Source organism: Prosthecobacter dejongeii, assembly GCF_014203045.1.
Taxonomy (GTDB): Bacteria; Verrucomicrobiota; Verrucomicrobiia; order Verrucomicrobiales; family Verrucomicrobiaceae; genus Prosthecobacter; species Prosthecobacter dejongeii.
Genome location: NZ_JACHIF010000001.1, coordinates 505,565 through 527,920, shown reverse-complemented (window position 1 = coordinate 527,920; position 22,356 = coordinate 505,565). Strand labels below are relative to the sequence as shown.

17 protein-coding genes are annotated in these 22,356 nt (G+C 51.9%); 14 read left to right on the top strand and 3 right to left on the bottom strand.

Annotated elements, in window-relative coordinates:
• Positions 1-311: 311 nt before the first annotated feature.
• Positions 312-1,070, bottom strand: a complete 759-nt coding sequence (locus HNQ64_RS01920; RefSeq protein WP_184204669.1) for a hypothetical protein — start codon at positions 1,068-1,070, stop codon at positions 312-314.
• Between the two features lie 129 nt (positions 1,071-1,199).
• Here HNQ64_RS01920 and HNQ64_RS01915 point away from each other — a divergent pair, with 129 nt between their 5' ends.
• From HNQ64_RS01915 to HNQ64_RS01890, 6 genes are all read left to right on the top strand, one after another.
• The gene (locus HNQ64_RS01915) at positions 1,200-1,469 is read left to right on the top strand and encodes a helix-turn-helix domain-containing protein (RefSeq protein WP_184204667.1); all 270 of its coding nucleotides are present in this window, start codon (positions 1,200-1,202) and stop codon (positions 1,467-1,469) included.
• Positions 1,470-1,562: 93 nt separating this feature from the next.
• Positions 1,563-2,159 (top strand): recombinase family protein, encoded by a 597-nt coding sequence (locus HNQ64_RS01910; RefSeq protein WP_184204665.1) that lies wholly within the window; start codon positions 1,563-1,565, stop codon positions 2,157-2,159.
• A gap of 88 nt (positions 2,160-2,247) precedes the next feature.
• The gene (locus tag HNQ64_RS01905; protein WP_184204663.1) at positions 2,248-2,961 is read left to right on the top strand and encodes a hypothetical protein; all 714 of its coding nucleotides are present in this window, start codon (positions 2,248-2,250) and stop codon (positions 2,959-2,961) included.
• A gap of 120 nt (positions 2,962-3,081) precedes the next feature.
• Positions 3,082-3,807 (top strand): hypothetical protein, encoded by a 726-nt coding sequence (locus HNQ64_RS01900; RefSeq protein ID WP_184204661.1) that lies wholly within the window; start codon positions 3,082-3,084, stop codon positions 3,805-3,807.
• 400 nt (positions 3,808-4,207) lie between these two features.
• Entirely contained in the window at positions 4,208-5,083 is an 876-nt protein-coding gene (locus HNQ64_RS01895; protein WP_184204659.1) for a hypothetical protein, read from the top strand.
• A 113-nt stretch (positions 5,084-5,196) separates the two neighbouring features.
• Positions 5,197-6,975, top strand: a complete 1,779-nt coding sequence (locus tag HNQ64_RS01890) for a DUF5906 domain-containing protein (protein ID WP_221305309.1) — start codon at positions 5,197-5,199, stop codon at positions 6,973-6,975.
• Between the two features lie 258 nt (positions 6,976-7,233).
• Here the strand turns inward: HNQ64_RS01890 and HNQ64_RS24235 are convergent, their stop codons facing one another.
• Positions 7,234-7,659, bottom strand: a complete 426-nt coding sequence (locus HNQ64_RS24235) for a phosphatase domain-containing putative toxin (protein ID WP_221305308.1) — start codon at positions 7,657-7,659, stop codon at positions 7,234-7,236.
• 564 nt (positions 7,660-8,223) lie between these two features.
• Between HNQ64_RS24235 and HNQ64_RS01880 the strand changes: the two genes are divergently transcribed.
• Genes HNQ64_RS01880 through HNQ64_RS01855 form a run of 6 tightly spaced genes read left to right on the top strand, consistent with a single transcriptional unit; the run spans position 8,224 to position 17,737 of the window.
• Entirely contained in the window at positions 8,224-9,192 is a 969-nt protein-coding gene (locus HNQ64_RS01880) for a DUF4007 family protein (protein WP_184204653.1), read from the top strand.
• A complete protein-coding gene (locus tag HNQ64_RS01875; protein ID WP_184204651.1) occupies positions 9,192-12,614 on the top strand; it encodes a hypothetical protein in 3,423 nt (1,140 codons plus the stop codon). Before HNQ64_RS01880 ends, HNQ64_RS01875 begins: the two co-directional genes overlap by 1 nt.
• Positions 12,611-13,456 (top strand): phosphoadenosine phosphosulfate reductase family protein, encoded by an 846-nt coding sequence (locus HNQ64_RS01870; protein ID WP_184204649.1) that lies wholly within the window; start codon positions 12,611-12,613, stop codon positions 13,454-13,456. The genes HNQ64_RS01875 and HNQ64_RS01870 overlap by 4 nt, the downstream gene beginning before the upstream one ends.
• 3 nt (positions 13,457-13,459) lie before the next feature.
• On the top strand, positions 13,460-14,461 hold the full coding sequence (locus tag HNQ64_RS01865; protein ID WP_184204647.1) for a DUF262 domain-containing protein: 1,002 nt from the start codon (positions 13,460-13,462) through the stop codon (positions 14,459-14,461).
• A gap of 4 nt (positions 14,462-14,465) precedes the next feature.
• Entirely contained in the window at positions 14,466-15,308 is an 843-nt protein-coding gene (locus tag HNQ64_RS01860) for an SIR2 family protein (RefSeq protein ID WP_184204644.1), read from the top strand.
• Entirely contained in the window at positions 15,305-17,737 is a 2,433-nt protein-coding gene (locus tag HNQ64_RS01855) for a hypothetical protein (protein ID WP_221305307.1), read from the top strand. Before HNQ64_RS01860 ends, HNQ64_RS01855 begins: the two co-directional genes overlap by 4 nt.
• On the opposite strand, the gene HNQ64_RS01850 is transcribed toward HNQ64_RS01855, so the two are convergent.
• The gene (locus tag HNQ64_RS01850) at positions 17,734-18,864 is read right to left on the bottom strand and encodes a cysteine desulfurase family protein (protein ID WP_221305306.1); all 1,131 of its coding nucleotides are present in this window, start codon (positions 18,862-18,864) and stop codon (positions 17,734-17,736) included. The genes HNQ64_RS01855 and HNQ64_RS01850 overlap by 4 nt on opposite strands.
• A 651-nt stretch (positions 18,865-19,515) precedes the next feature.
• Between HNQ64_RS01850 and HNQ64_RS01845 the strand changes: the two genes are divergently transcribed.
• Complete coding sequence (locus tag HNQ64_RS01845; protein ID WP_184204640.1) at positions 19,516-20,508, top strand: hypothetical protein; 993 nt, start codon at positions 19,516-19,518, stop codon at positions 20,506-20,508.
• A complete protein-coding gene (locus HNQ64_RS01840) occupies positions 20,505-22,244 on the top strand; it encodes an RNA-directed DNA polymerase (protein ID WP_184204637.1) in 1,740 nt (579 codons plus the stop codon). The genes HNQ64_RS01845 and HNQ64_RS01840 overlap by 4 nt, the downstream gene beginning before the upstream one ends.
• The last annotated feature ends 112 nt before the right edge of the window (positions 22,245-22,356 follow it).

Sequence of the window (22,356 nt, the reverse complement as noted above, 5' to 3'; positions counted from 1 at the left end):
GGAACGTAAATATGATTCAGTAAGGCTCACGAAGTGGTCCTCAGGTTTTAACATGGAAAGCCGATTTGCTTAAGCGCTGAAGCACAGAATCGGAAGAAGAGTTCGGAAATCGCAGAGGAGAATCCGAAGGGCAATCTCGATGATGGAGGGTGCGATGGTGAGGACTCCTGGACGAATTCCGGCAGGATGCCGGAAGTTGAGGCAAGATTCTTCCTCAGCCGACGCCCACTGAAATCAGAAAAAGGTCCGTATCGCTTTCCATAGTAATGAGATGCTTCCCCAGCTTTGGCATTCGGTCTTCTCGAAGCAACCTATCGAACAGCGCTTTGGTGGATGTATCCAATGGTGGAAGAATGGCGACCATCAGTCAGACGCACTTTGAAGAGGACTTCATCAGTCATCGGGTCTTTCGTCTTCCCCAAGATTTCACAGGAAGTGCGAGCCTTCACCCGGATGATGTCTCCAGAATTTTCAAACCGTTGGAGCACCCTGTCAGTCACCCGTTTCATCATCGGTTGGTAAGCAGGCAACAACTGGTCACGGACAGGATTGTTACCAAGCTCTCGGTTCAGAGTCCACATTTCAGGAGAGCGCATCACGGCGTCGTAAGCTTCTTCCAGCACTTCCATACTTGTGTAAAGAGCAGCGCCATCCGTTGTCACCGTGACATGTTTGGGATTGAAATTCCAGGGCAGGAAAAAGATGACGAGCAGTCCCAGTATGATCACCATCCAGCCGACGATAGTTCTTTCCTGCCTGTCGATCATCTGCGCTTTCTCGTATCCAAGCTCACTGACAGTTTTCAAAACAGAAGCAAATTTAGCAGCAATAGCGTCTGCGACGTCTGTCCAGGCATGGGAACCAGTGACTTGGAATGTCATCAGAGAAGCATCGTCCTGAGGAGCAATCTGGACGGAGACATTCACTTTCGCCAGTCGGTGGCGGACTTGGGCGCGGATGAGGCCTTTCTCAGGATTGCGGTATCGAACCTTTCCGAGAAGCTCCAGAGCTTTCAGAGCATCAGTAAAAGCTTCAGCAGCGGATTTGGGGTATTCGTGTTCTTGGGTCATGGGGAAGTAGAATTTGCTGCGAAGGCATTCTGGGCCTCAGTGGGTGAGGAAAGAATCGAATGAGAGCCGAATTCAAATCAGGCATTTTAATGCCCGTGATTGCCTCGTCAATGTGGGAATGTTCAGAGGGTGCCACGCCCCTCTCAGACTGACCCGGTGGAACGCGCTCTTGTTCTCATCCTCAAGCGTGAGCGAGAGCGTGTCGGCATCTCAGCGACAAAGCTGGCAGAACAGATCGGGATCAGCCGCACGACGATCACGCATTTGGAGAACGATGACGCCAGGCCAACCTTCTGGGTTCTCCGTAAGATCGCAGCAGGGCTGAAGGTGGACATTAGCGAGTGTGTCGTGGAAGCGTTAGAAGCAGAGGTGAAGGCGAAGCCTAACAAAAAGCGCTGAAAAGCTTCAGTTTTTCAGCGGTGGGGGAAAGGGGCCTCGGCCACATGAATTTTAAGCCTCCAACTGCCACATCTTTTCCAGCGCTTCTTTTTCATGGAGCCAAGAGTTGCCGTTTACGTCAGGGTTAGCACCGATAGCCAGAATCACGAAAGCCAAGAGGCGGAACTGCGAGAGTATTGCCAGAGGCGAGGCTGGAAGAATGTGACGTGGTACCGCGACACAGCCTCAGGTGCCCGTCAGGATCGGCAAGGACTCGCAGACCTCATGACCAAAATCAGGAAGGGCAAGGTGGATGTATTGTTGTGCTACAAGTTAGACCGCCTCGGACGCTCGCTCAGCCACCTGGCACAAATTCTGGCAGAACTGCAATCCTGCCGAGTGGCTCTCATCTGCCCCAGCCAAGGCATAGACACAACGGATGGTAACCCAGCAGCGCATCTTCAGCTTAATATCCTCGGTGCCGTTGCCCAATTCGAGCGGGAAATCATTACTGAACGTGTGAGTGCAGGTATAAAGGCGGCCCAAGCGCGGGGCGTCAAATTTGGCAGACCAGCAGCTTCAGATGCTCGGAAGCAACAGGTGCTTGCTTTGGCCGCAGAAGGGCACAAGGCCAAAGCTATTTCAAAAAGCACGCGTACGCCGTATTCGTCAGTCACGGAGATCATTCGCTCTGCTCAAAACCAGTACTGAGTTCTTGCGACTGGTCGAGCATGGATATTTGTGCAGGATGGCAAAGAGGAAAACTGATCAGCGACGTAGCATCCACAGGATCAGCCACTTGGTGGAACTCGACAGGATCAGTTCCACGACAGAACGCTGGTTTGTCGAAGAACCGTTCCAGGATATTTCAGCATGCCTGGTTCTGGAAGAGACGAACGGGCAGACCGTTTGGTGGGGCTGCGCAGCGTTAGTCCCGAGCGATGCCCCATACAACACTTGTGAGGTCAGACCTGATTTGTGTTCAGCTTTGGGGATGGTCACAGACTCTCTGGTTTGTGCTGTTCAGGACCTAGCATTTAGCGAGTTGTGTCAGCTTTCGGATCGTAGCTGGCGAGACCCGCTTTTCTCAGCAGGGCCGGGCAGCCTGTCGGAGGTACTAGACAATGCAATCGTTGGTCAGGAGATCCTCGTGTGTGATGGCAACATCAAAGCCCAGGATCTGATGGCTTGGATTCAGAAACAGCAGGAGGCTCATTGGTGGCATCCGCTGGTGTTAACCAAGTGTCCGCTCAGCTTCTACGAAGAGGATAGATGGAAGCTGGTGCAACGGTGGGAAGAATGGAAACGAAACGGTACGCCCATCAAAGCTCAGTGTAAGGAATACAATCTGGAATTCAGCGATGACAAAACTTTGGCAGCGTTTCGAATACACCTGAAGTATCAAGGACTGCCTTCATCGGACAAAGCCCTAGGTAAGAAGAAGCGGTCGAGATGGCGTAAATCCGGAGACCAGAAAAAGAGTCACATTCAGGAGGACAGAAACTGCCAATGATTACTGCATCACAGTCCGGGGTGTAGTCTGCTGCCACCAGCGACCTCCTCGATGAAGTTGGGTAAGTGGGATTTTTGAAGGACAAAAAGCGTTTGTGTCCTTTAAGTTTTATATAGGTCTATGCACGACATAGATCAAACCCAAAAATCCTCACATCAGTCCAGCCCTCAGCTCTCCCAGCCGGAGGCTCATCCTGATAAACAGAACCACGGTGCAGAAACTGCACTTCCAGTCATCGCGGCCCCTGTGGACGCGCAGCCTGTCAAATACAACATCGTCCTGCCCGGTCGCACGCCACGCGGTACCAACCCCGATGGAGACGCCATCACCACCCGCCATCACGTTATCTGTGTGGCCGGTGTCTTGGCCGATCTGTCAAACGGTGGCTACGACCAAGCTCGCATTGGCGAGGCTGGCCCCGACAAGCCCTGCCGCCCGCAGAAAGTTCACGTCGCCATTTCCCAGATTTGCCCCTGGGTCATCAATGCCGAATATCTGAACTTCACCGGGTCGAGAACGCTGGCGGAAAAGGGGCTGGAGCGCACCTTCAAGGAGTGGATCGCCAACCGCACCTACTTCTTCAGCTACAAGCTGCCGCGCTCTTCGGAGCATCCTGCCCGTCGTAGCCGTGGTATCGCCTCCATCTACATCTACAAGGTGTTTTACGACACATTCGTCGAGGACATCCAGGCTCGCCGCCTGATTTCCGAGGACCGCGCAAAAGCGTTCTGGCAGAGCGTGGCGGTTGATGTTGCCTTCCGTTGGCCGGGACTGGCAAACACCTCTGTCAGCACCCAGGCGAACGGCTCTAGCAACGCTGCCTCGACCCCGGCACAGGCCCAGTAAAACAACTATGCCAGCCCTGCGGGGCAACTCCAGGGCTGGCTTCATTTTATCAAATTCTTCAATTCATGAAAATTCAGAATCGCAAATCAAAGTCACTAACAGCGCCTATGATTCCCAGTTCAGATCAAACTGGCGAGGTGCTCCTTATCAAAGCCGACGAAGTGTGCCGCAGACTTGGGGGCATTAGCAGCAGGACTCTGCGCAGGCTGGAGGACCGCGGACTCATTCGCAGTTTGCCACTACTCAGGCACCGCCTCTTTGCGGTCTCCGACGTCAACAAACTGGTGGAGGGCCTGATCAAATGGTAAACCCAGACACATCTCAGCAGACGGGTGCCAATGCGCCAGTAGGGGCCAACCTGATCCCTCATTCCGAGCTGCTCAGCTCCTGCGCCATCAGCATGGTCGATCCGTACAAAGGGCACATCCACTGCCCTGGAGAGGAACTCCACACGCAGCCGACGGCTCCCAACCATTGCACCGTGTACGACAACAACGGCATCCTGCGCATTAATTGCTTCCACCAAAGCTGCCGCGAGGTCGTCGAGGGGTACAACCGCAAGTTGTGGGCGCGTTGCACCAGAAAGAAGGCTGGCAGCCAGCTTGCGGGTGCGATCTCGCAGGCAGTCCCATTGCCCCAGGTCCTGGCAAGTCCTTTGGCATCTCAGCCGGGCAAGGCCACTGTGGCGCTTGACAGAATCCTGCGGGAATTCCCCTGGAGCTATCAGGACATCGTCAACGATCCCGTTGGCCAGGTCACGGTTCCAGTCGCTATCCACCATCAGCTGCTGCTCAGCCTTTTCCCGCCCGATGACATCCTGTGGGTGGGGTGGAGTGTCCAGCAATCTGGGTATCCCAACAATGCTACCAACTTCCGTGCTGCAAAGGACTGGATGGGGGAAGACGAGTGCCCTGGTGCCTTCATCTGCCCAAACGCGTTCAAACCTGGTGGCAAATCTCGCTGTAATGCAGATGTGGTCCAGAAACGCTTTCTGGTCGTGGAGTCAGACACCCTGTCAAAGGACGACATGGGGGCAGTCTTCCGATTCCTGGCGGTTTTGGGCTACCAGGTCAAAGCCGTGGTCGATACGGCAGGCAAAAGTCTCCACGGCTGGTTTGTCCATCCAGGCGATGCCGACGCCGCCCGCCTAAAGAGGGAATTGTCCCCCTTGGGCTTTGATTCGCAAATGTTCTCAGTCAGCCAGCCTGTCCGCCTGCCAGGAGCTGTCCGCAACGGCAAGTTCCAGAAACTCATCTACTTCAACCCCAATGCCTAACAATCATGTATTTTAACAACACCCCTCAGTCACCACCGCCCGAAGTTCCCTCTGCCCTTTCATCGTCAGGCCAGAAAGACTGTACAGAGAAGAATCCCGTCACACCAACTGTCTTGTCAGAGGACGCGCCTCCCCGTTCGGCAGTGGCCCACGGCCACATCACTGCAGCCGAGACTGCTTTGGCAAAGCAGATCCGGGCGGAACTCAATGCCGAACTGGGACTCACGCCAGACGGCCAGATTCTTGCTGCCCCAACTCAGCAGAAAGGAGGACGAAAGAAGAAGGAAGTAGTTCCGCTGTCCGAGGCGGCCTTCGAAGCGCTCCTTCAGACCGTTTGCTACGACAACTCCACGCGACTGTTCTGGAAGCAAACTGCTGAGGGAACGTGGCTCAGTCTCAGTCAGCGGGACCTTGTGCTGCATCTGAAGCGGAAGGGCATGGCAGAGCGTCCTGGTGATGACGAATGCATTTCGCAGGTGGAGGAATTCATCTGCCGGATGCAAGAGGAACGGTTCATCCATATGTGCGGTGACATTGGCGGCCACCGAGCGGGCTACCATACCTTTGGCAAGACCCGCATTCTGATTCTCAACGAGCCGAACTTCATTGATCCAGTTCAGGGTGACTGGTCCATGCTTGAAGATATCTTTCAAAAGATGTTTGGCCGGGAGCAAGTGCCCTACATCTATGGCTGGATCAAAGTGGCCTTAGACATGTTCCGGCAACAGTCGTGGATGGCGGGCCAAGTTCTGGCACTCTGCGGAGAAAAGCAGTCTGGCAAGAACCTCTTCACGGAATTGCTCAACCATGTCTTTGGTGGTCGCAGTCCAGGAAAGCCTTACAGTTACATGACGCAGGGGACAGACTTCAACAGTGATTTCATTGGTGCAGAACTGCTCACAATCGAAGACGAGGTGTCGCACACATCGATTCAGTCCAGACGGGCATTTGGTGCCAAGATCAAGGATCTTGCCGTCAACAAGAACCGCCGCCTCCATCGTAAGAATGCTGAGGCCTTGGTGGTGGCGCCATTACAGCGACTGGTGATCAGCCTCAACGATGAGCACGAGCGTATGCGGGTATTACCGCCTCTGGAGTCCGACATTGAAGACAAGATCATGCTGATCAAAGTCTTCAGGCACCCCATGCCGATGCCAACGACCACGGCTCTCGAACAGAAGTCTTTCATGGCTGCTCTCATTGCCCAACTGCCTGCATTCTTGCACTTCTTGGATTGTTGGCAGATCCCTCCCAAACTTGTCGTTAGCCGCTTTGGGATCAAGCACTTCCATCATCCCGACCTCGTGGCAGCTCTCCAGGAGTCCGATCCCGAAGAGAGCCTTCTGGAGCTGATCGATGACGTGCTGTTTCCGGCTGATGGCTCTTCGGAGCCATGGACGGGTTTAGCAAATGAATTGGTCCAGAAACTCAACAACAGTGGCTCTCAGCGTCTTTTCCGCGGCATAGGAGATGCCTTGCGGGACATCACTCAGTGTGGGACCTACCTGGGACGATTGGCCAGTAAGAAACCCGAACGCATTCGTAAGTTATCGATGAGCGGAGGGTCCCAGAAATGGATGATTGGTGCTCCTTGTTCTGAAGGATGCAAAAAACTCCAAGAGCACGCCAGTAAGATTCAGTCCGTTCGGAAGAGGATTGACGAAATAAAGCAGGCAGCTTTGCGAGGCGCCGATGTGGGACATGTTGCTCACCCCAAAAGCACTGAGGAGGAAGTCGGCGATGATCACAAAGTAAGTTTGAATGCTTGCTCACCCCCAGATCGTCAGTCTGTCTATGTGGAGGGAGAGGGCTGTCCTGGCGATGGTGTCAGCGGGGATGCTGGCAAGATGGAAGTGGCCTGCGGCCCAGAGCCTGATCTGCCAGCCTCGTAGCAGCGAGTCTGCGTAGGCTGGTCCACCCAGCACTGCATGGCGGGAGTCGGTTTTCGAACTGGCTCCCGCCTTTTCGTATCCAGCTTCATCACCTGAGGTGGGCTTGGGGGGCTGTTTTGTACATTTGGAAAGGGGGAAGTGGAGGAGGAAGGCTAAGGGCCTAAGGGGTAGGCAGAAAAAGTGGCAAACGGCGGGGAAGGGGCGAGACAACCCACCTTGCCCACCGCAACCTTGGCAAAGGTGTTTCTTCGCTGCCACTCAGGTTGTTGAGTCCTTGCGCTGCTTCTTGATGAAAGCCACGGCGGCTCCGGTGCGATCCAGTCCGGCGCTGCAATGAATCAGCACAGGTTTCGGCAGGCCTTCATACAGCTGGAGAACCTGCTGAAGCTGGCGTTGTGACAAAGGTGGACTACGATGATCCCCCACTGGGACGTGGCCAACTTCGAAGCCAGCCAAACGGTATGCCTGCAAAAGGCCCCCTGGCAGGGCTTGGTTGTAGAGGCGCAGGTGCTGGGCCGCGAGAAGGCAGAGAATCGAGCGAGCCCCCTGGACCTTCGCTTCATCCAGCCACACTTTCACGACTTCCTTGGAAACAGGGGCGTTGCGCCCGAAGTCATAGCCGGGACGAGCGCAGGCGAGGAGCTTGGAGGGAATTTCGACGCGGATCACTGTCGAAAAATGCACCTGGAATTCGGCCCAGGCAACTTGGTTAGGATTTGGGCGAGATTGGATGGGTTAGGCGTGTGCCTTTGCCAAAGCTTCACGCCTGGATCAGCCCACGCCTCAGCATCCAGACCAGCTTCTCGCCAAACTGACTGCGCAGGCCAAAGGTGTTCTCCGGTCCATTGTGGAAGTAGAAGTTGGGGTCAGCCATCGACAAGCGCAGGGTTTGGGCCAGGAGCGGAAGGTCCGAGCGTGGCTGGAAGCACCTGGGCAACTGCCAGCCATTCCAATGGACAGTCCACTGGTGCGGAATGGGCTTGCCTCGCTCCGCCGCGTTTTCCGCCAGGAGTTTTCAGACAAGCGTCGGCCCCTTCGCCCGACAGCGGGTGTTGGTCACCTAAATGGTCCTGCCCTCATTCACAGGAATACAGAGTCCAAAGTCATTGCTCGTCAACAAATGCCAAGACGGCAAGTCACAAGGCAAGTGTCTGATGGCTCAAGTCAGGAGCAAAGGCAACTGGATCAATGATTGGACTGTTTCACTGCAACAGAGAATGCTGTTTCATTATCTGGCTCCTGTGCATAATGACTCTTACAGACCTTTTTGCATCAATGCCCGTTTCCCCGTCCAACTTCCGCTATTCAGGCCACGAAACTTTTGTTTGTCGGTACGCCTGGCTGCCAAAGGCAGTGCAGCATCTCAGTGATGGGCGAAACTCGAGGCTCTTCAGTGACGAAAATGATGCCATGGTCCGGCTGGGTGTAGGCAAAAATATGGTTCGCTCCATCCGGTTCTGGGCTGAGACGGCGGGTGTTATCGAGTCTCTTGGCGACCACAAAGGGTATGCGGTCACTCCATTCGGCCAGGAATTGCTAGGGCACGATGGGCATGATCAATATCTAGAACACCCATCGACCCTCTGGCTCCTACATTGGAAAATCGCCACAAATCCAAACGGTCCGATTTACCAGTGGGTACAGATGCTTAATCACTGGCATCGTGCTGAGTTCACCGAGGGTGAAGCGATGGGGTTCTTGAAGAAGAATCTGCCACCGAAGGCGCAAAGCCTCTCAGACCGGACGACTGAGGACGGCCTTCGGGTGTTTATCAACACCTTCATACCCACAAGAGGACGCAAAGGTGAGGTCGCCGAGGACAACCTCGACAGTCCGTTTGTTGAGCTTGGTTTGCTTCGACGTTGCGGTGAGCGCACCGACATTAAAAGCGGTCAGCTCGAATGGATCTATTCCTTTGCAATCGAAGACAAGCCAGGTATTTCAGCTGAGCTGTTTGCCTATTGCCTGAATGATTTCTGGCGGAATGAACATGTCAATGAGCAAACCATCTCATTTGGCGCGGCAGCAGTCGGTGAAGGAAGTCCTGGGCAGATCTTCAAACTTCCAGAAGCATCGGTTCGACACTATCTCGACCAGATCAAGCAGACAACAAAAGGAGCGATTACGTTCCAAGAGTCTGCCTCGCTTCAGCAGGTAACCCGTTCTAGCAAGGCTGATTCGTTCGACTTTCTTGAAAATATCTACATCCCCGCCTGATGGCATCGCGCTCCATAAATAACATTCTTCGAATCAGTCCCCGCTTTCTCCGGTCGGCGCAGCTTGAACGTGATTTCCGCGACCCCGAGGCTCTCGGTGGGTATGTGTTAACTCATGATACGCGAGCGAACCTTTCTCGCTTGTTGAAGGGCACGAGATCAGTGTCTGGTCAGCGTTCATGGCGTGTCACAGGCGACTTTGGCTCCGGCAAATCGAGCTTTGCCTTGTTGCTTGCGAATCTGCTTTCCCCCAGCAGTTCCGATCTGCCTAAACACCTACGAGGACTGCCGGTTGAAATGGGCCTAACACGCTCTCGCCGTGGGTTCCTTCCAGTTTTGGTTACAGGCTCCCGCCAGCAGATGTCGATGGCATTACTGTCTGCTCTGTCGAACTCACTCCATCAGAACATTGATGGAAGGAAAAAACTCAAAGTCAGAATGGCGGTGGACGAAACGCTGGCCGCTCCGAAGTCCAATCTGGACCACCGTGTAATTGCGTTGCTGATGCAGGCATCAACGGAGCTTCGGCAGCATGATCTCTTCGATGGTGTTCTCGTCATCATTGATGAGCTGGGTAAATTCCTCGAATATTCCGCGTTGAACCCCGAAAAGCAGGATGTGTATTTTCTTCAGCAGTTGGGGGAGGCATCATCCCGTAGCGGTGAAAACTGCCTGTTCACTATAGGTCTCCTTCATCAAGGATTCAGCACCTATGCGGACAAGCTAACAGAGCAGGCTCAGCGTGAATGGGAGAAAGTGGCGGAGCGTTTCGAGGAAATCGTCTTCGCCCAGCCGTTGAGCCAGGTCGCATCGCTTTTAAGCGCAGCTTTGAATGTGAAGGAGGATGAGTTTCCTCGTGGATGGAAGTCAGAAGCCCATACCGACATGCGGGTGGCGGTCGATCTTGGGTTGTTTGGAGCCAATGCTGGCAAAAGCGCTCTCGTTGAGCTTGCCCCCAGCTTGTATCCCCTGCATCCAACAGTCCTTCCGGTGCTGGCGAAGTTCTTTCGCCGTTTTGGTCAGAATGAGCGCTCGTTGTTCAGCTTCCTGTTATCGTCGGAACCCCATGCCTTGCAGGACTTCGCGCAGAACGAGGCAACGTTGAGATTCATCTACAGGTTGCCTGAATTCTACGACTTCATTGCTCAGAACTTCGGAGGTCGTCTGAGTGCCCAAAGCTTTCGGAGCCACTGGAGTCACATAGATGCAGTCATTCGGAGCTTTCCCGCAGAGCGCGAGTTGGAGCTACGCATCTTGAAGACAATTGGTGTCCTAAACACCATCGACTCCACTGCTGATCTGCTACCCAGTGATGACCTACTTGCACTCGCCTTGGGAAACTCAGAAAGTCTCAAAACAGCCGTCGCAAGGTTGAAAAAAGAGAATCTGCTTTTTTTCAGAGGGGCAAGAAGAGGTTATGCGCTGTGGTCGCACACCAGCGTCAATTTGGAGCACGAGTTCGCCAAGGCATCGGAATCCATCCAGCAAATCTCCAACATGGGCGAACTGCTTCGTGCGCGCTTGGATGCCAGACCTGTCGTCGCCCGTGCTCACTATATACGGACCGGCAATCTCAGGCATTTTACCATTCGGTTCTGTTCCACGGATGAAATCAGTGCAGACCCCGCAATATTCCAGCCGGAATACCCTGCGGATGGTATGATCGTAATCGTTCTGAGCGAAACAGAAGAGCAGAGGAAGCGGGCGCAAAAACAGATTGCCGGAATGCCGGCCAGTCCACAGGTCTTGTTTGGAGTGACGGATGCGCTAGAAGTTTTGAATGGTTTCATTCTGAGCTTGGAGCGTTGGAATCATGTTGAGCGCCATACCCCCGAGTTGAAGGATGACCGTTTTGCCGCCGAGGAAGTATCCCGCCAGATAGCTCATGCAAACCAGGCACTGGAGAATGCCCTTCATCGCTATGTGGGTTTCCGTGGACTTTCCCAGGATGAGCAATCAAGCATTCACTGGTTTTACAATTCCATGCCCGTGAAGGACCTAGATCGTGATGGTTCGCTGCAATGCTATTTGTCGGAGCTGTGTGACAGTCTGTTCCCGAAAGCTCCACACGTTCATAATGAGCTGGTAAATCGTAACACGCTTAGTTCCGCCGCTGCTGCTGCCCGTCAGCGGTTGTTTGAACTGATGCTCAATCATGGAGATGATCCCCACTTGGGGCTGCCTCATGACAAAGCGCCACCCGAGAAATCACTGTATCTGTCAGTTCTTAAAGAATCAGGCATTCATGCTGAACGGGCTCATGGTTGGAGCATTGAGTTCCCAGAAAAAGATCCACTTCGCCTCCGTCTGGCACTGGAGCATGTCATTAAGATGCTTGAGGTAAGGCCGGATGCAAGAATCCGGGTTGATCGAATCATTGAAGAACTTCGTCGCCCACCTTTTGGTGTGCGCGATGGCTTGATCCCGATCCTCCTGGTTGCCATCTATGTGCAGCACGAGGCAGAACTGGCCATTTATGAGGACGGACGCTTTGTAAGCGATGTCGAGGAATTCTTGAAAATGCGCCTCGTCAAAGCGCCGCAAACCTTCGAGTTCCAGCTATGCCGTATTCATGGCATGAGAAGGGAGTTGCTCTCACACCTGGCTGAAGTTGTGAAGCTAGAGCGTGCCGAGCGCACTGAGCTGCTTTCCATCGTCCGGCCAATCTGTCTGATGGTAGCCGAATTGCCAGACTACGCCAAAAACACAGACAATCTCAGCCCGCAGACAATCACTCTGAGGAAACATGTCCTGGCTGCCGAGGAACCGGCCGTCTTGGTGTTTAGAGCCATCCCTGAAGCACTTGGCTTCCAGGGGGATGTGAGCAAATCGGAAGCCTCTAAGTTGGCCTCCAAGTTGGCTCAAAGTCTGTCTGAGCTGCGACGTGCTTTGCCAGAATGCCGGAAGCGCATGACCGAGACCGTGCTGGAAGCCTTTGGTGAAACTGGTGCAGACTTCTCCGCCTGGCGGAGGTCGGTCGCTGAGAGGGCCGAAACCGTGATCGTGGGTGTGACCAACCCGGAGCTGCGTGCATTCACCTTGAAACTGATTGACGATGCCACGGAAGAACCGGTCTGGCTTGAGGCGCTTGGTAGTCTGGTGACCCGTGTTCCTCCATCCCGCTGGAGGGACAAAGACGAGACCGCTTTTCAAGAGGGCGTCCTTGGGCTGGTGAGGCAGTTTCAACGAGTCGAGTCGTTGCACTTTGGTGAAGGTTCCCGAGCGCCCGAGAACGCCGTGAGGATTGCCCTTACCCAAAAAACCGGAGAGGAGCGGGATCAGGTGTTTTACCTTAATTCATCGCAGGTAAAAGATGCTATTGATCTAAGAAAACGATTGCATTCTCAAATGCCGGCAGATAAAAAGCTGGCTGTTGCCGCCCTTTCCCAGCTTCTCTGGGAAATGATGGATTCCTCCTCATGAAGCCCCCTCACTCCAATATTGGTAACAATGAGCCTGTGCGCCATGTCTTGAACGTCTCGGGAGGGAAGGATAGTTCCGCGATGGCACTGCTAATGGCGGGACGCATTCGTGGCCTGGAGCATTTTCGCCAAGACGGCATGGAGTACCTGTTTTGCGACACGCAGAAGGAACTGCCAGAGACTTACGAATACCTCGCCCGGCTTGAAGCGGAACTCGGAAGCAAGATCACCTACCTTAACGCCAAGGCAGGCTTTGACCACTGGCACAAAGTATTCGGGGGCTACCTGCCCTCGCCGCAGAACCGCTGGTGTACGAAACTCCTCAAGCTTAAGCCCTTCGAGACACATGTGGGTGAAGATGCAGTGATTAGTTATGTAGGGCTCCGTGCAGATGAAGACCGCATCGGCTATATCAGCACTAAGCCAAATATCAAGACGCGGTACCCCTTGCGCGAAGCAGGTATCGACTACCAAGGAGTTATTCGCATTCTGGAAGACAGCGGGCTAGGGCTTCCGACCTTCATGAAATGGGGAAGAACGAATTCAGGATGCACCTTTTGTTTCTTCCAAACGCCCTATGAATGGGTGCGGCTTTACGAGACCTATCCAGATAAATTCGAAGAAGCCATGCGATATGAGACAGCGGATCAAAATGATCCTAACAAACAATTTACCTGGATGGAGGAAGGGCCGCTCACTCGGCTCTTAGAGCCGGAGGTAAGGAAAAGAATACTTGATACAGGTGTGCAAACGAAAAGCACAAAACGTGGTAAGGCCCTTGTAAACGTGTTTGGGAATGAAGCTGGAGAACAGCCAAAACCCTGCCTTATGTGCATGAAATAGGATATGAAATTTCGACAATTGCAATGGAGTATCAAGGATCTAATCGAGAATCGTGGTCAAATTGATCCCGCACCCCAATATCAGAGAGGGTCTGTATGGTCAGATAAGAAGAAGCAACTCCTCATCGATTCCATCCTCATGGGGTATGACATGCCCAAATTTTACCTCCGGAGATCGCAAGGATCTTATGACTACGAAGTTTTTGACGGACAGCAGCGAATGCTGGCGATTTTTGACTTTGCTGATGGAAAAATCCCCCTTGCGAAGGCATCAGATGAACTGGCCGATAACGCTGGCGCATATTTTGACGACTTACCCTCGGCACTACGGCGAAAATTTTATGTTTACAATCTTACCGTGTCCAGTTGTTCATCAGCTACAAACGATGAAATCCGAGAACTGTTTCGAAGGTTGCAAGAAGGCGTCCGACTAACGCCACCCGAAATTCGGAATAGCATGCCTTCAGCGATTGGTGATGTGATTAGATCAATGGCTCTTACGCATGCCTTTTTTAAAGCGTCCTGTTTTACACCAGAACGTTTTCAATGCGATGACCTATTGACTCATGCATTTGCTTTTGCCGATGCGGGGCCAAGTTGCGATTTGAAAGCACCCAACCTAGAAGTATTATATAAGAAACATGCAAGGCACTGCTCCTCAGCACTGATACAGTCGGTTAATCGCACTCTGTCTTTCATGGCAGATATACAGAAGCATCAAACAAAGTCAATTAATACAAAATGGGGTTTTGTTGATGTATTCGGAGTATTGAACAAGAATCCAGCACATCGGATGAAAGCCGACAAAGTAGCTATGCGATACAAAACTTTTGAGAGTAAACGAAGGACTGCCATGCGCGAAGGTATTGAACGCCTGAACGTATCGGACGATCCGATTTTCGATCCGTCGCTTTACAGATACATCGAAAGATTCCGGCTTTCAGCGGGCACGATGGCCGCAGTGCGTGAACGGCACCAAATTTTGACAAAACACCTTATCTCTTAGTAGTATGCCCGCGCCCTCAGTGCCTAGTGACCTTGCAGTCGCCATCAAAGACAAACGAGCAGCCTTATTTGTGGGTGCTGGCCTTTCAGTGGCCGCTGGATACCCTACTTGGCAAGGCCTTATTGAAGGACTTATTACTGATGCAAAGACGGCAGGGATGCTGGAGGTGGATACTGCTGACAAATTGGTATCTGCAGTAAGTGATCCTAACAAGTTCCTCCCGATTGCGCAGCAATTGTCGGATGAGCTTGGTGATGCCGATTTCCGCAAACGTGTAGCCAAAGCATTTGAGCGTGGTACTCGATCCCCCACCGACGTTCATAGGCGATTGATGAGCATACCCTTCTGTTTTCATGTTACAACCAACTATGACAAGCTGTTGGAAGATGCTTTCGCAGAAGTGAATAAAAAGACTCCTGATGTATATAATTACACAGATGTCTCCGGATTTGCAGACGCACTGTGGGACCGTAGGTTTTTTATTTTAAAGGCACACGGCGACGTTGCTCGGCCAAGTGAGATAGTACTCACTCGCAAAGATTACAGGTCATTGGTTTACTCAAATGTCGGATACCGCCATTTACTAGCGTCGATCTTCACCAATAAAACGGTCTTGTTCTTGGGGGCATCCATGAATGACCCTGAAGTTGCCCAAATGCTTGAAGCGCTACACGTCGCATTTCATGGTGGCGGAGTTCGTCACTACGCGCTGATTGAAAAGGAGTCGATACATGATTTTGAAGTCGACCGCTGGAGGAAGGACTACAATGTCCACGTGTTACCCTACATGGCGAGCACCAAATTGCATCCCGAGGTCTTGGAGTTCGTAAAAAATCTTTCCGTATGAAGACGAGCGACTTATCGTCCAAGCGCCTTTTTGAATTTTTGCTCGATTGTCAAGGCGAGGTCGAAGTAAACAAACTTCTAACATTAAGTGGCGACTATTCCTCGACCTGGTGTCCGCTCGGGGACAACGAAAATAATTATGGTGTCATTGAAAACCAGCAGGCATCTCCCATCGCTGCGCTCATCGAGAAAATAACCAATTCCATCGACGCACGGCTCATGCGGTTATGTTACGAGGCTGGCATAAATCCGCGTTCAGTTCATGCGCCTAAGACAATGAGTGCGGCCATCGAGATTTTCTTTGGGGTAGCCGCGAAGAACTGGCATTTGAGTGGCGCTAGGAAAGCAGAGGCCGAGACAATCCAAATCGTTGCAAGTGGCTCCAAGATTCATCCTTGCTTGCTGATCTATGACGACGGTGAGGGACAACATCCCGTTGACTTTGAGCAAACTTTTTTATCTATTCTCAGAGGTAATAAGAATGAGATTCCGTTCGTGCAGGGGAAGTATAATATGGGAGGAACGGGCGCTCTTGTGTTTTGCGGTAGTCTTCGGTACCAATTGATCGGCTCCAAGCGCTTTGACGGCAGCGGGGACTTTGGATTCACCCTGGTCCGAAAGCATCCACTCACTGATCAAGAGTCGAAAACGAAGAAGAACACCTGGTATGAGTATATGAAGATCAACGGAAAGATTCCAAGCTTTCCGATCAGCGAACTGGATGTGGGTCTCGCCAATCGAAAATTTAGGACGGGCACGATCATCAAGCTTTACGATTATCAGCTTCCCCCTGGGACACGTGGAGCTCTGCCTCAGGAGCCGCGGCGGGCGATAGACCAATACCTGTTCGAACCAGCCCTGCCGATCTACCTCGTGGACAACGAGAAGCGCTATCCGAACAACAAGGTGTTACAGATGGACTGCTTTGGTCTTAAGCGGCGGCTGGAGAAAGACGACAACAAGTATCTGGAAGAGAAGCTGTCAGTTGAGGTTGAAGATCACGACATCGGCAGCATGAAGATTACCGCTTACGTCTTTCGGGCCAAGGTGGAGAAGATGACGGTTAAGGAAACGCGTGACAACATCCAGCGCGAGTACTTCCACGATGACATGGCCGTTCTCTTCAGCCTCAACGGGCAGGTGCATGGGCATTTCACATCGGAGTTCATCACACGATCACTAAAGATGCCTCTACTGAAGAACCACCTGATGATTCATGTGGACTGCACAAATCTAACTTACAACTATCGCAGCGAGCTCTTTATGGCGTCTCGCGACCGCATGAAGTCTGGCGAACATACGGGTGAAGTCCGCAAGCGAGTGGCGTCCGCTCTTGTGAAAAGCGAGCTGGCCGAGGTGTACAAACGCCGCCAGAACTCGATTTCAGTGGAAGGTGGAGATGCGAAAGACCTGCTCAAGGCATTCTCAAAAGACCTCCCATTTAACAAGGACCTGATGCGATTACTCAATCAAACTTTCAAAATCGAGCAACACGAGCCGCCGAGGAAGGAGAACAAAAAGCCAGAAAACCCGAAACCGGTCAAAACCAAGGAACCATTCCACGCCAAGCGCTACCCATCGTTCTTCAATCTAAAGACTGGGAAAGGTGACACCTTTATCACCATACCGGAGAAAGATGAGAAAACGGTGCAATTCTCAACAGATGTGGAGAACAACTACTTTGACCGCTCCGAGGACCCCGGAGAATTAAAAGTCTCGATTCTCCAATTTAATCGGAATGAGTCTACCGGAGGCAATGACGCAAGCGATGTGGGCGATCCGAGCAAGCTTATCGACATCCGCAAATCCAGTCCCAAGGACGGCACCATCAAGATTGGATTTGGAGCGACAGAAGAACTCAAAGTGGGGGATGCCATTGAGATCCAAGCCCAGCTAGGTGGACCTGAAGACTTTGAATGCCGGTTCTGGCTCAAAGTGGCTGAGCCAAGCGCCAAGCCCAAAGACGTCAAAAAGGAAGAGCCTGATGAGGAACCGCCAGGACTGCCTGATTATGTTCTAGTTTACCAAAATGCTCCCGAGGGTTCTTCAGATTGCAAGACATGGGAACAGCTTGGTGAAGCTGGCATTGATATGGATTTCCCAGTCGTAATGTATCCAGCGATGAGCGGAGACGGCAACCTTGAGCGCGTTTACATTAACATGGACAGCACAGTGCTCAGGAACCATTACGGCAAGCAGGGTGTCTTGAGCGTCGAAAGCAAAGAGCTGGCGGAGAAGAAGTATATCAGCTCCGTCTACTTCCACACGATTTTTCTTTTCAGCATCACCAAGAATCGAAAATATCAGATCAGACAGGATGAAAAAGACGTTGATTTGCAGGACTATCTGAGAGACGTTTTCAGCAGCCATTATGCGGAGTTCATTTTGAACTTCGGAGCAGAGCAGCTCATGGCATCGCTGGCTGATTAATCGATCAAGCTCATCAGCCCTTTCATATTGTGCAAGACCGCGTGGATCTCTTCCATGGTATTCTCGGGCGCAAGGCTAAATCGGATGCTTTCAGAAGATCGCTCGTGGGAACCTGACATTGTCTTAATCACATGTGAGGGAGTGATGGCACTCTCCATGCACGCCGACCCCGAAGAAGCACAAATATTCTGACTATCCAGGAACGTGAGTGTGGCATCGCTGTCCATTCCAGGAAGGAAGATATTAGTGGTGTTTGGCAGGCGCTGGATGACATGTCCATTGCGCTGGGTATTGGGGATGGCGGTAAGGATGCCTTCCTCCAAGGCATCGCGGAGCGGGCGAACGGTGGCATCGTATGCTGGAAGCTTTTTTTGTGCAACGGCTGCTGCCGTTCCGAGGCCGATGATGCCTGCAACATTCTCCGTACCGCCGCGTCGGGAGCGCTCTTGCTGGCCGCCATGAACGAAGGGCAAGAATGGTGCTTTCTGCTGTATATAGAGCGCACCGATACCCTTGGGAGCGCCGATTTTATGTCCTGTGAGGGAAAGGTAGTCGATGGGCAGGTCCTTGACCTTCATCAGCAGTTTTCCGACAGCCTGCACAGCATCGCAATGATATAGCACTCCCCGGTCGCGGCAAAGTTGGCCAATCTCTTCCACCGGGAACAGAACGCCGGTTTCGTTGTTCGCCCACATGAGGGAGACAAGTGCGGTGTCTGTCTGAATGGCTGCCTCCAACTGCGGTATAGAAATCAATCCTTCCTGATCCACGGGTAGGTAGGTCAGCCGATAGCCGCGAAACTCTTCCAGAAAGCGGCAGTAGCCCAGTACAGAGGAGTGTTCAACCAGTGAGGTGATGATGTGTTTTTTCGGTGTGCTGTGGATGACGGCATGAAGCGCAGTGTTATTGCTTTCTGTTCCGCCACTGGTGAAATGCACTTCATGAGCTGATTGGGCTCCCATCAAGTCCGCCACTTTTTCACGAGCGCCCTCAATCGCTGATTTCAAATGAGAGCCAAACCTGTAAGAGCTAGATGGATTGCCCCATTGTTCTGCTAGAAATGGAAGCATTGCTTCCCTGACCTCAGGCAATACAGGTGTTGTAGCGTTGTGGTCGAGGTAAATCATGCGGTCATCAAGATGTAACGAGGCAACGAGCATCTTCAATTGTCATTACCCCCCGATTTTGCCCCCCTGGCGGGTGGGAAGTGGGGCGTTTTCATGCTGGTTCAGTCACTTTTCAGGGGTGGGCAAGGGGTGAGCTGGGAGGCTGGTTGGGGTGAGTGGGATTTCTTGGAAATCCTTGGCATTGAACACCTTAGGAAGTGGGCGAGGCGGCGGGGTGCGAAGGCTTCCGTCATTCGTCCGCCAGGAAGGCATTAAGGCTTAATTCGTCCCATCTAACGCCTTGAACGACAAGGCGTTAGCATTGCCTGGGATCGCCCAAATCCCACCCCTCCCCCCGAGAACTCCCCCCTTTCAGGGGAAGATGAGTCATGTTGGGGCGGGCCTTCATCATGTTACATAGTCGAGACAGGCACTATCATGTCTCTTTGGAGCGGGCTCTGTCTCACCTGATAGTACCGAATGAAATTGTTGGCTAACGGGAGTGAAACCATCAGTAGTAACTCCATTTTTTCCTGACATCGTTGCCCAAACAAGCAGAAATAACGAATCATCTAGTAGAAGTCCTGATTTATGCTGATATGACCAAATGAGTCTTGAACTGCCTCTAGCTACAATTAGGTCTAGGCATTATAAATCTGCCAATTATGCCTTATGAGCGCACAGGTCTTTGAAGCTTCAGAAATTCCGATGTCCTTATGGGATTCCACTCATGCCCATGGACGGTCTGGATTGCCAAATGGCAAACTCCAGCTCCCAGTTCGCTTAGAGGAGGCTTATCGGCAGGCCATTGACGATCTCGGGCTTCAGGATATGGCTGGAAATATCGATGATCGAGATAATGGTCCAGTTGGTGACCAAGGGGAGGATGGGGCGGTAGAGCATTTTGCTAAACGCTTTTCCGGCTCCTGTGGGCGCATTCAGCTATACGCTCTTGATCCACATCATACCTTTAAAACCACAAGGAATGCGCTAGCGACTTTGTTCTGCGCTGGAACGGTGAGAATGTTGGATATTCCATTAGGAGCAGGTGCTGGAGCCGTTGCATTAATCTCTGTGGTCGCTCAACTTCGAGCTGAGGGTAAGCCGGTTTTCCCAAAGCTGAATCTCGATGTTCAGGTCGTCGGAGGAGATCACAATCCGCACCAAATCAAACTTGCAGAAAGAATGTTCAGGATGCTCAATCCATGGTGGCAAGAGCAAGGCATTAATGTGAAATTGGAGACGATGGTGTGGGACGTACTGAAGGACGAATCGACAAGCGATCTTGTAGAAATGTGGAGGAACGGGCTAACGGGCACAGTAGTTCCCGTGATCGTCGGGACAAATTTTTCCGGGTTTCTTGGGGGGCCGGTCCAGGCAGGCAACTCAAGAAGATGGATCGACGAAGCGGAGAGTTGTTTGCGTCAGGTTTTTTCTGTTGCGGCTGGTCGTCGAGCGACAACCTTATGGATCGAACCGACTGATAAGCGAGCAACGCAGCACTTTCTACCGAAGTTGCGAAAGCAGGTATTCGAGCGTTTTTCGCGGATCATTCCAACGGACCAAAATAATCCCACTTCGCATGCGCTAATCTCTGATCCCATTGTAGATCAAGGGAGCTTTGCTGCACGGGCATCTGGCATTCACCTAGTATCTTCAATATGAGCTTGATAGTTACGCCACGTCTTGCTCTGCGAGCACTGAACGACAGTCGGAAGAGCGATCCGCTTTCTTATCTTTCTCTTCGCTATACCTTAACTTCGGTAATATCCCTAAAAGATGTATGGGCGCAAAACATGGCGCCAGAAATCGTTAGACGGCGGGGCGGACCTGGCTTTTTGGAGAGTAAGCTGTTTAAGCAACTCGATGGAGAAGGTGTTCCAGAGTTTCGAGACATTGTGCGGGCTGGTGGTCCCGAAGCATTAGCAGAAGTTGCTCTGCTGGATGCTTGCTCTAAAGCCGGGAAGGCATTTCAGCCAGCCGACGAGGTCTACAGCTATCATTTTGCTAAGCGCTCTTCTGTTGATGGTGCTTTCATACCTTATTTCGAGCTGTTTAGTGCTAGGCAGACCAAGATCGGTGAGATTTGTAAAAAACGCCCCGGGGATTGGGTGCTCTATGCTGATATCAAACAATTTTATCCTTCAATCACTCCAACCAGGGCGTTTAGGGCGTGGGAACGGGCTTGTGAAGATTCCACTCTGTCTAGCGATTGGAAAGAGTTTGGCAGACTACTTCTTAATCGCCAGTTCAGCTTAAAAAAAGGACTTCTGGTCGGTTCTTCATTCAGCCATCTAGTCGCGAACTTAGTTCTTCGTGATCTGGATAAGGAAATGTCAAAGAAGTTTCCGGGCCGTTACTTTCGTTACGTGGACGATTTTGCGTTTATTGTTCCTCCAGAGAAGAAGCGTGAGACCATTACATTTTTACGAGCACATATAAAACCGTTGGGACTTCGTCTGCATCCAAAGAAGATTCATTGGATCGGTGCGACAAAATGGCGTGAAAATGCACCCTATCAGCAGGATGACTACGACGAGGAACCGACTGGCGACGAAGATTGGATGCGTTTCATAGATAATCTAAAGTGCTACCTGATGGAGCGTCCACAATATAGGGGGAGAGTAAAAAAGGTTTTCCAAGACGCAGGACTTCGAGTGCCCCTACCGCGTTACACAACGCAGACGATGGCGAAAAGTTATGGTGACCGGTTTAAGGTCAGAATGGAGTCAAAGGATTTTGCCAAAAGACTAGCGAAACTAAGTCCCAAAAAGCTCACGACCATAGGGTTACGATTGAGGAAAACTTATTTCGATCAATTCATGTCTGCGTGGCAAAATTATATATCATCTACCGGTGCTATTAGAAAGTGGAAGCTATCAAAAGTCAGATTTATTCTAAGCAGGATAATGCTTCTTGGATCGTTAGCCCAAGTGCAAGAAATTCACGAAATTATAGAGAATGAGGTCGAGGTTGCTGAGTACACAGCGATGCTTGCTGCGCTACTGACTGGAGAAGTCGATGAATTGCTGCGGTTCGGATGGAAGACCGCGGCTTCCGCTGGACAAGCACTAGCAGTAGGTTCTATTTCCACGTCGTGTAGGTCCATCGGGTGGAAGGATGAACAGGTAGAAGCATACACGGCTTTGTTACTCGCTGGCGTAACGGTTAATGTAAAGTTGCCAAAGCGTCTAAAAATTAACCTGCGCATTCAAACGGTCAAGGGAGGTAATCCGCCCTCAGCATGGTCGAGAATTTCACATCCATTCTACCGGGAAATATCAGCTTTAATAGGGAGCAAAACCCTTGAGAACCATCGAGTTCTATTACAAACCCCGGCTGATCCCGATGAGCGGTGGGAGCCATTTGCGGATGAACTCCTCGGTTTTGATCCAACTTAATGTGCAGTCGGGTTCTGTGCGCATGAGTCGCGTTAATTCCACTAGGGCCAAAAACATACTTGGTCTCTGTCAACTTCGGGCCTGTTTCTCCAAATTCTGGCGAGCCCACGGG

What these genes read in the sequence shown, in the direction of transcription:
- HNQ64_RS01920 (WP_184204669.1), bottom strand. Translation starts at nt 1,070, where the DNA reads ATGACCCAAGAACACGAATACCCCAAATCCGCTGCTGAAGCTTTTACT.
- HNQ64_RS01910 (WP_184204665.1), top strand. Translation starts at nt 1,563, where the DNA reads ATGGAGCCAAGAGTTGCCGTTTACGTCAGGGTTAGCACCGATAGCCAG.
- HNQ64_RS01900 (WP_184204661.1), top strand. Translation starts at nt 3,082, where the DNA reads ATGCACGACATAGATCAAACCCAAAAATCCTCACATCAGTCCAGCCCT.
- HNQ64_RS01895 (WP_184204659.1), top strand. Translation starts at nt 4,208, where the DNA reads ATGGTCGATCCGTACAAAGGGCACATCCACTGCCCTGGAGAGGAACTC.
- HNQ64_RS01880 (WP_184204653.1), top strand. Translation starts at nt 8,224, where the DNA reads ATGACTCTTACAGACCTTTTTGCATCAATGCCCGTTTCCCCGTCCAAC.
- HNQ64_RS01875 (WP_184204651.1), top strand. Translation starts at nt 9,192, where the DNA reads ATGGCATCGCGCTCCATAAATAACATTCTTCGAATCAGTCCCCGCTTT.
- HNQ64_RS01870 (WP_184204649.1), top strand. Translation starts at nt 12,611, where the DNA reads ATGAAGCCCCCTCACTCCAATATTGGTAACAATGAGCCTGTGCGCCAT.
- HNQ64_RS01865 (WP_184204647.1), top strand. Translation starts at nt 13,460, where the DNA reads ATGAAATTTCGACAATTGCAATGGAGTATCAAGGATCTAATCGAGAAT.
- HNQ64_RS01860 (WP_184204644.1), top strand. Translation starts at nt 14,466, where the DNA reads ATGCCCGCGCCCTCAGTGCCTAGTGACCTTGCAGTCGCCATCAAAGAC.
- HNQ64_RS01855 (WP_221305307.1), top strand. Translation starts at nt 15,305, where the DNA reads ATGAAGACGAGCGACTTATCGTCCAAGCGCCTTTTTGAATTTTTGCTC.
- HNQ64_RS01850 (WP_221305306.1), bottom strand. Translation starts at nt 18,864, where the DNA reads ATGATTTACCTCGACCACAACGCTACAACACCTGTATTGCCTGAGGTC.
- HNQ64_RS01845 (WP_184204640.1), top strand. Translation starts at nt 19,516, where the DNA reads ATGAGCGCACAGGTCTTTGAAGCTTCAGAAATTCCGATGTCCTTATGG.
- HNQ64_RS01840 (WP_184204637.1), top strand. Translation starts at nt 20,505, where the DNA reads ATGAGCTTGATAGTTACGCCACGTCTTGCTCTGCGAGCACTGAACGAC.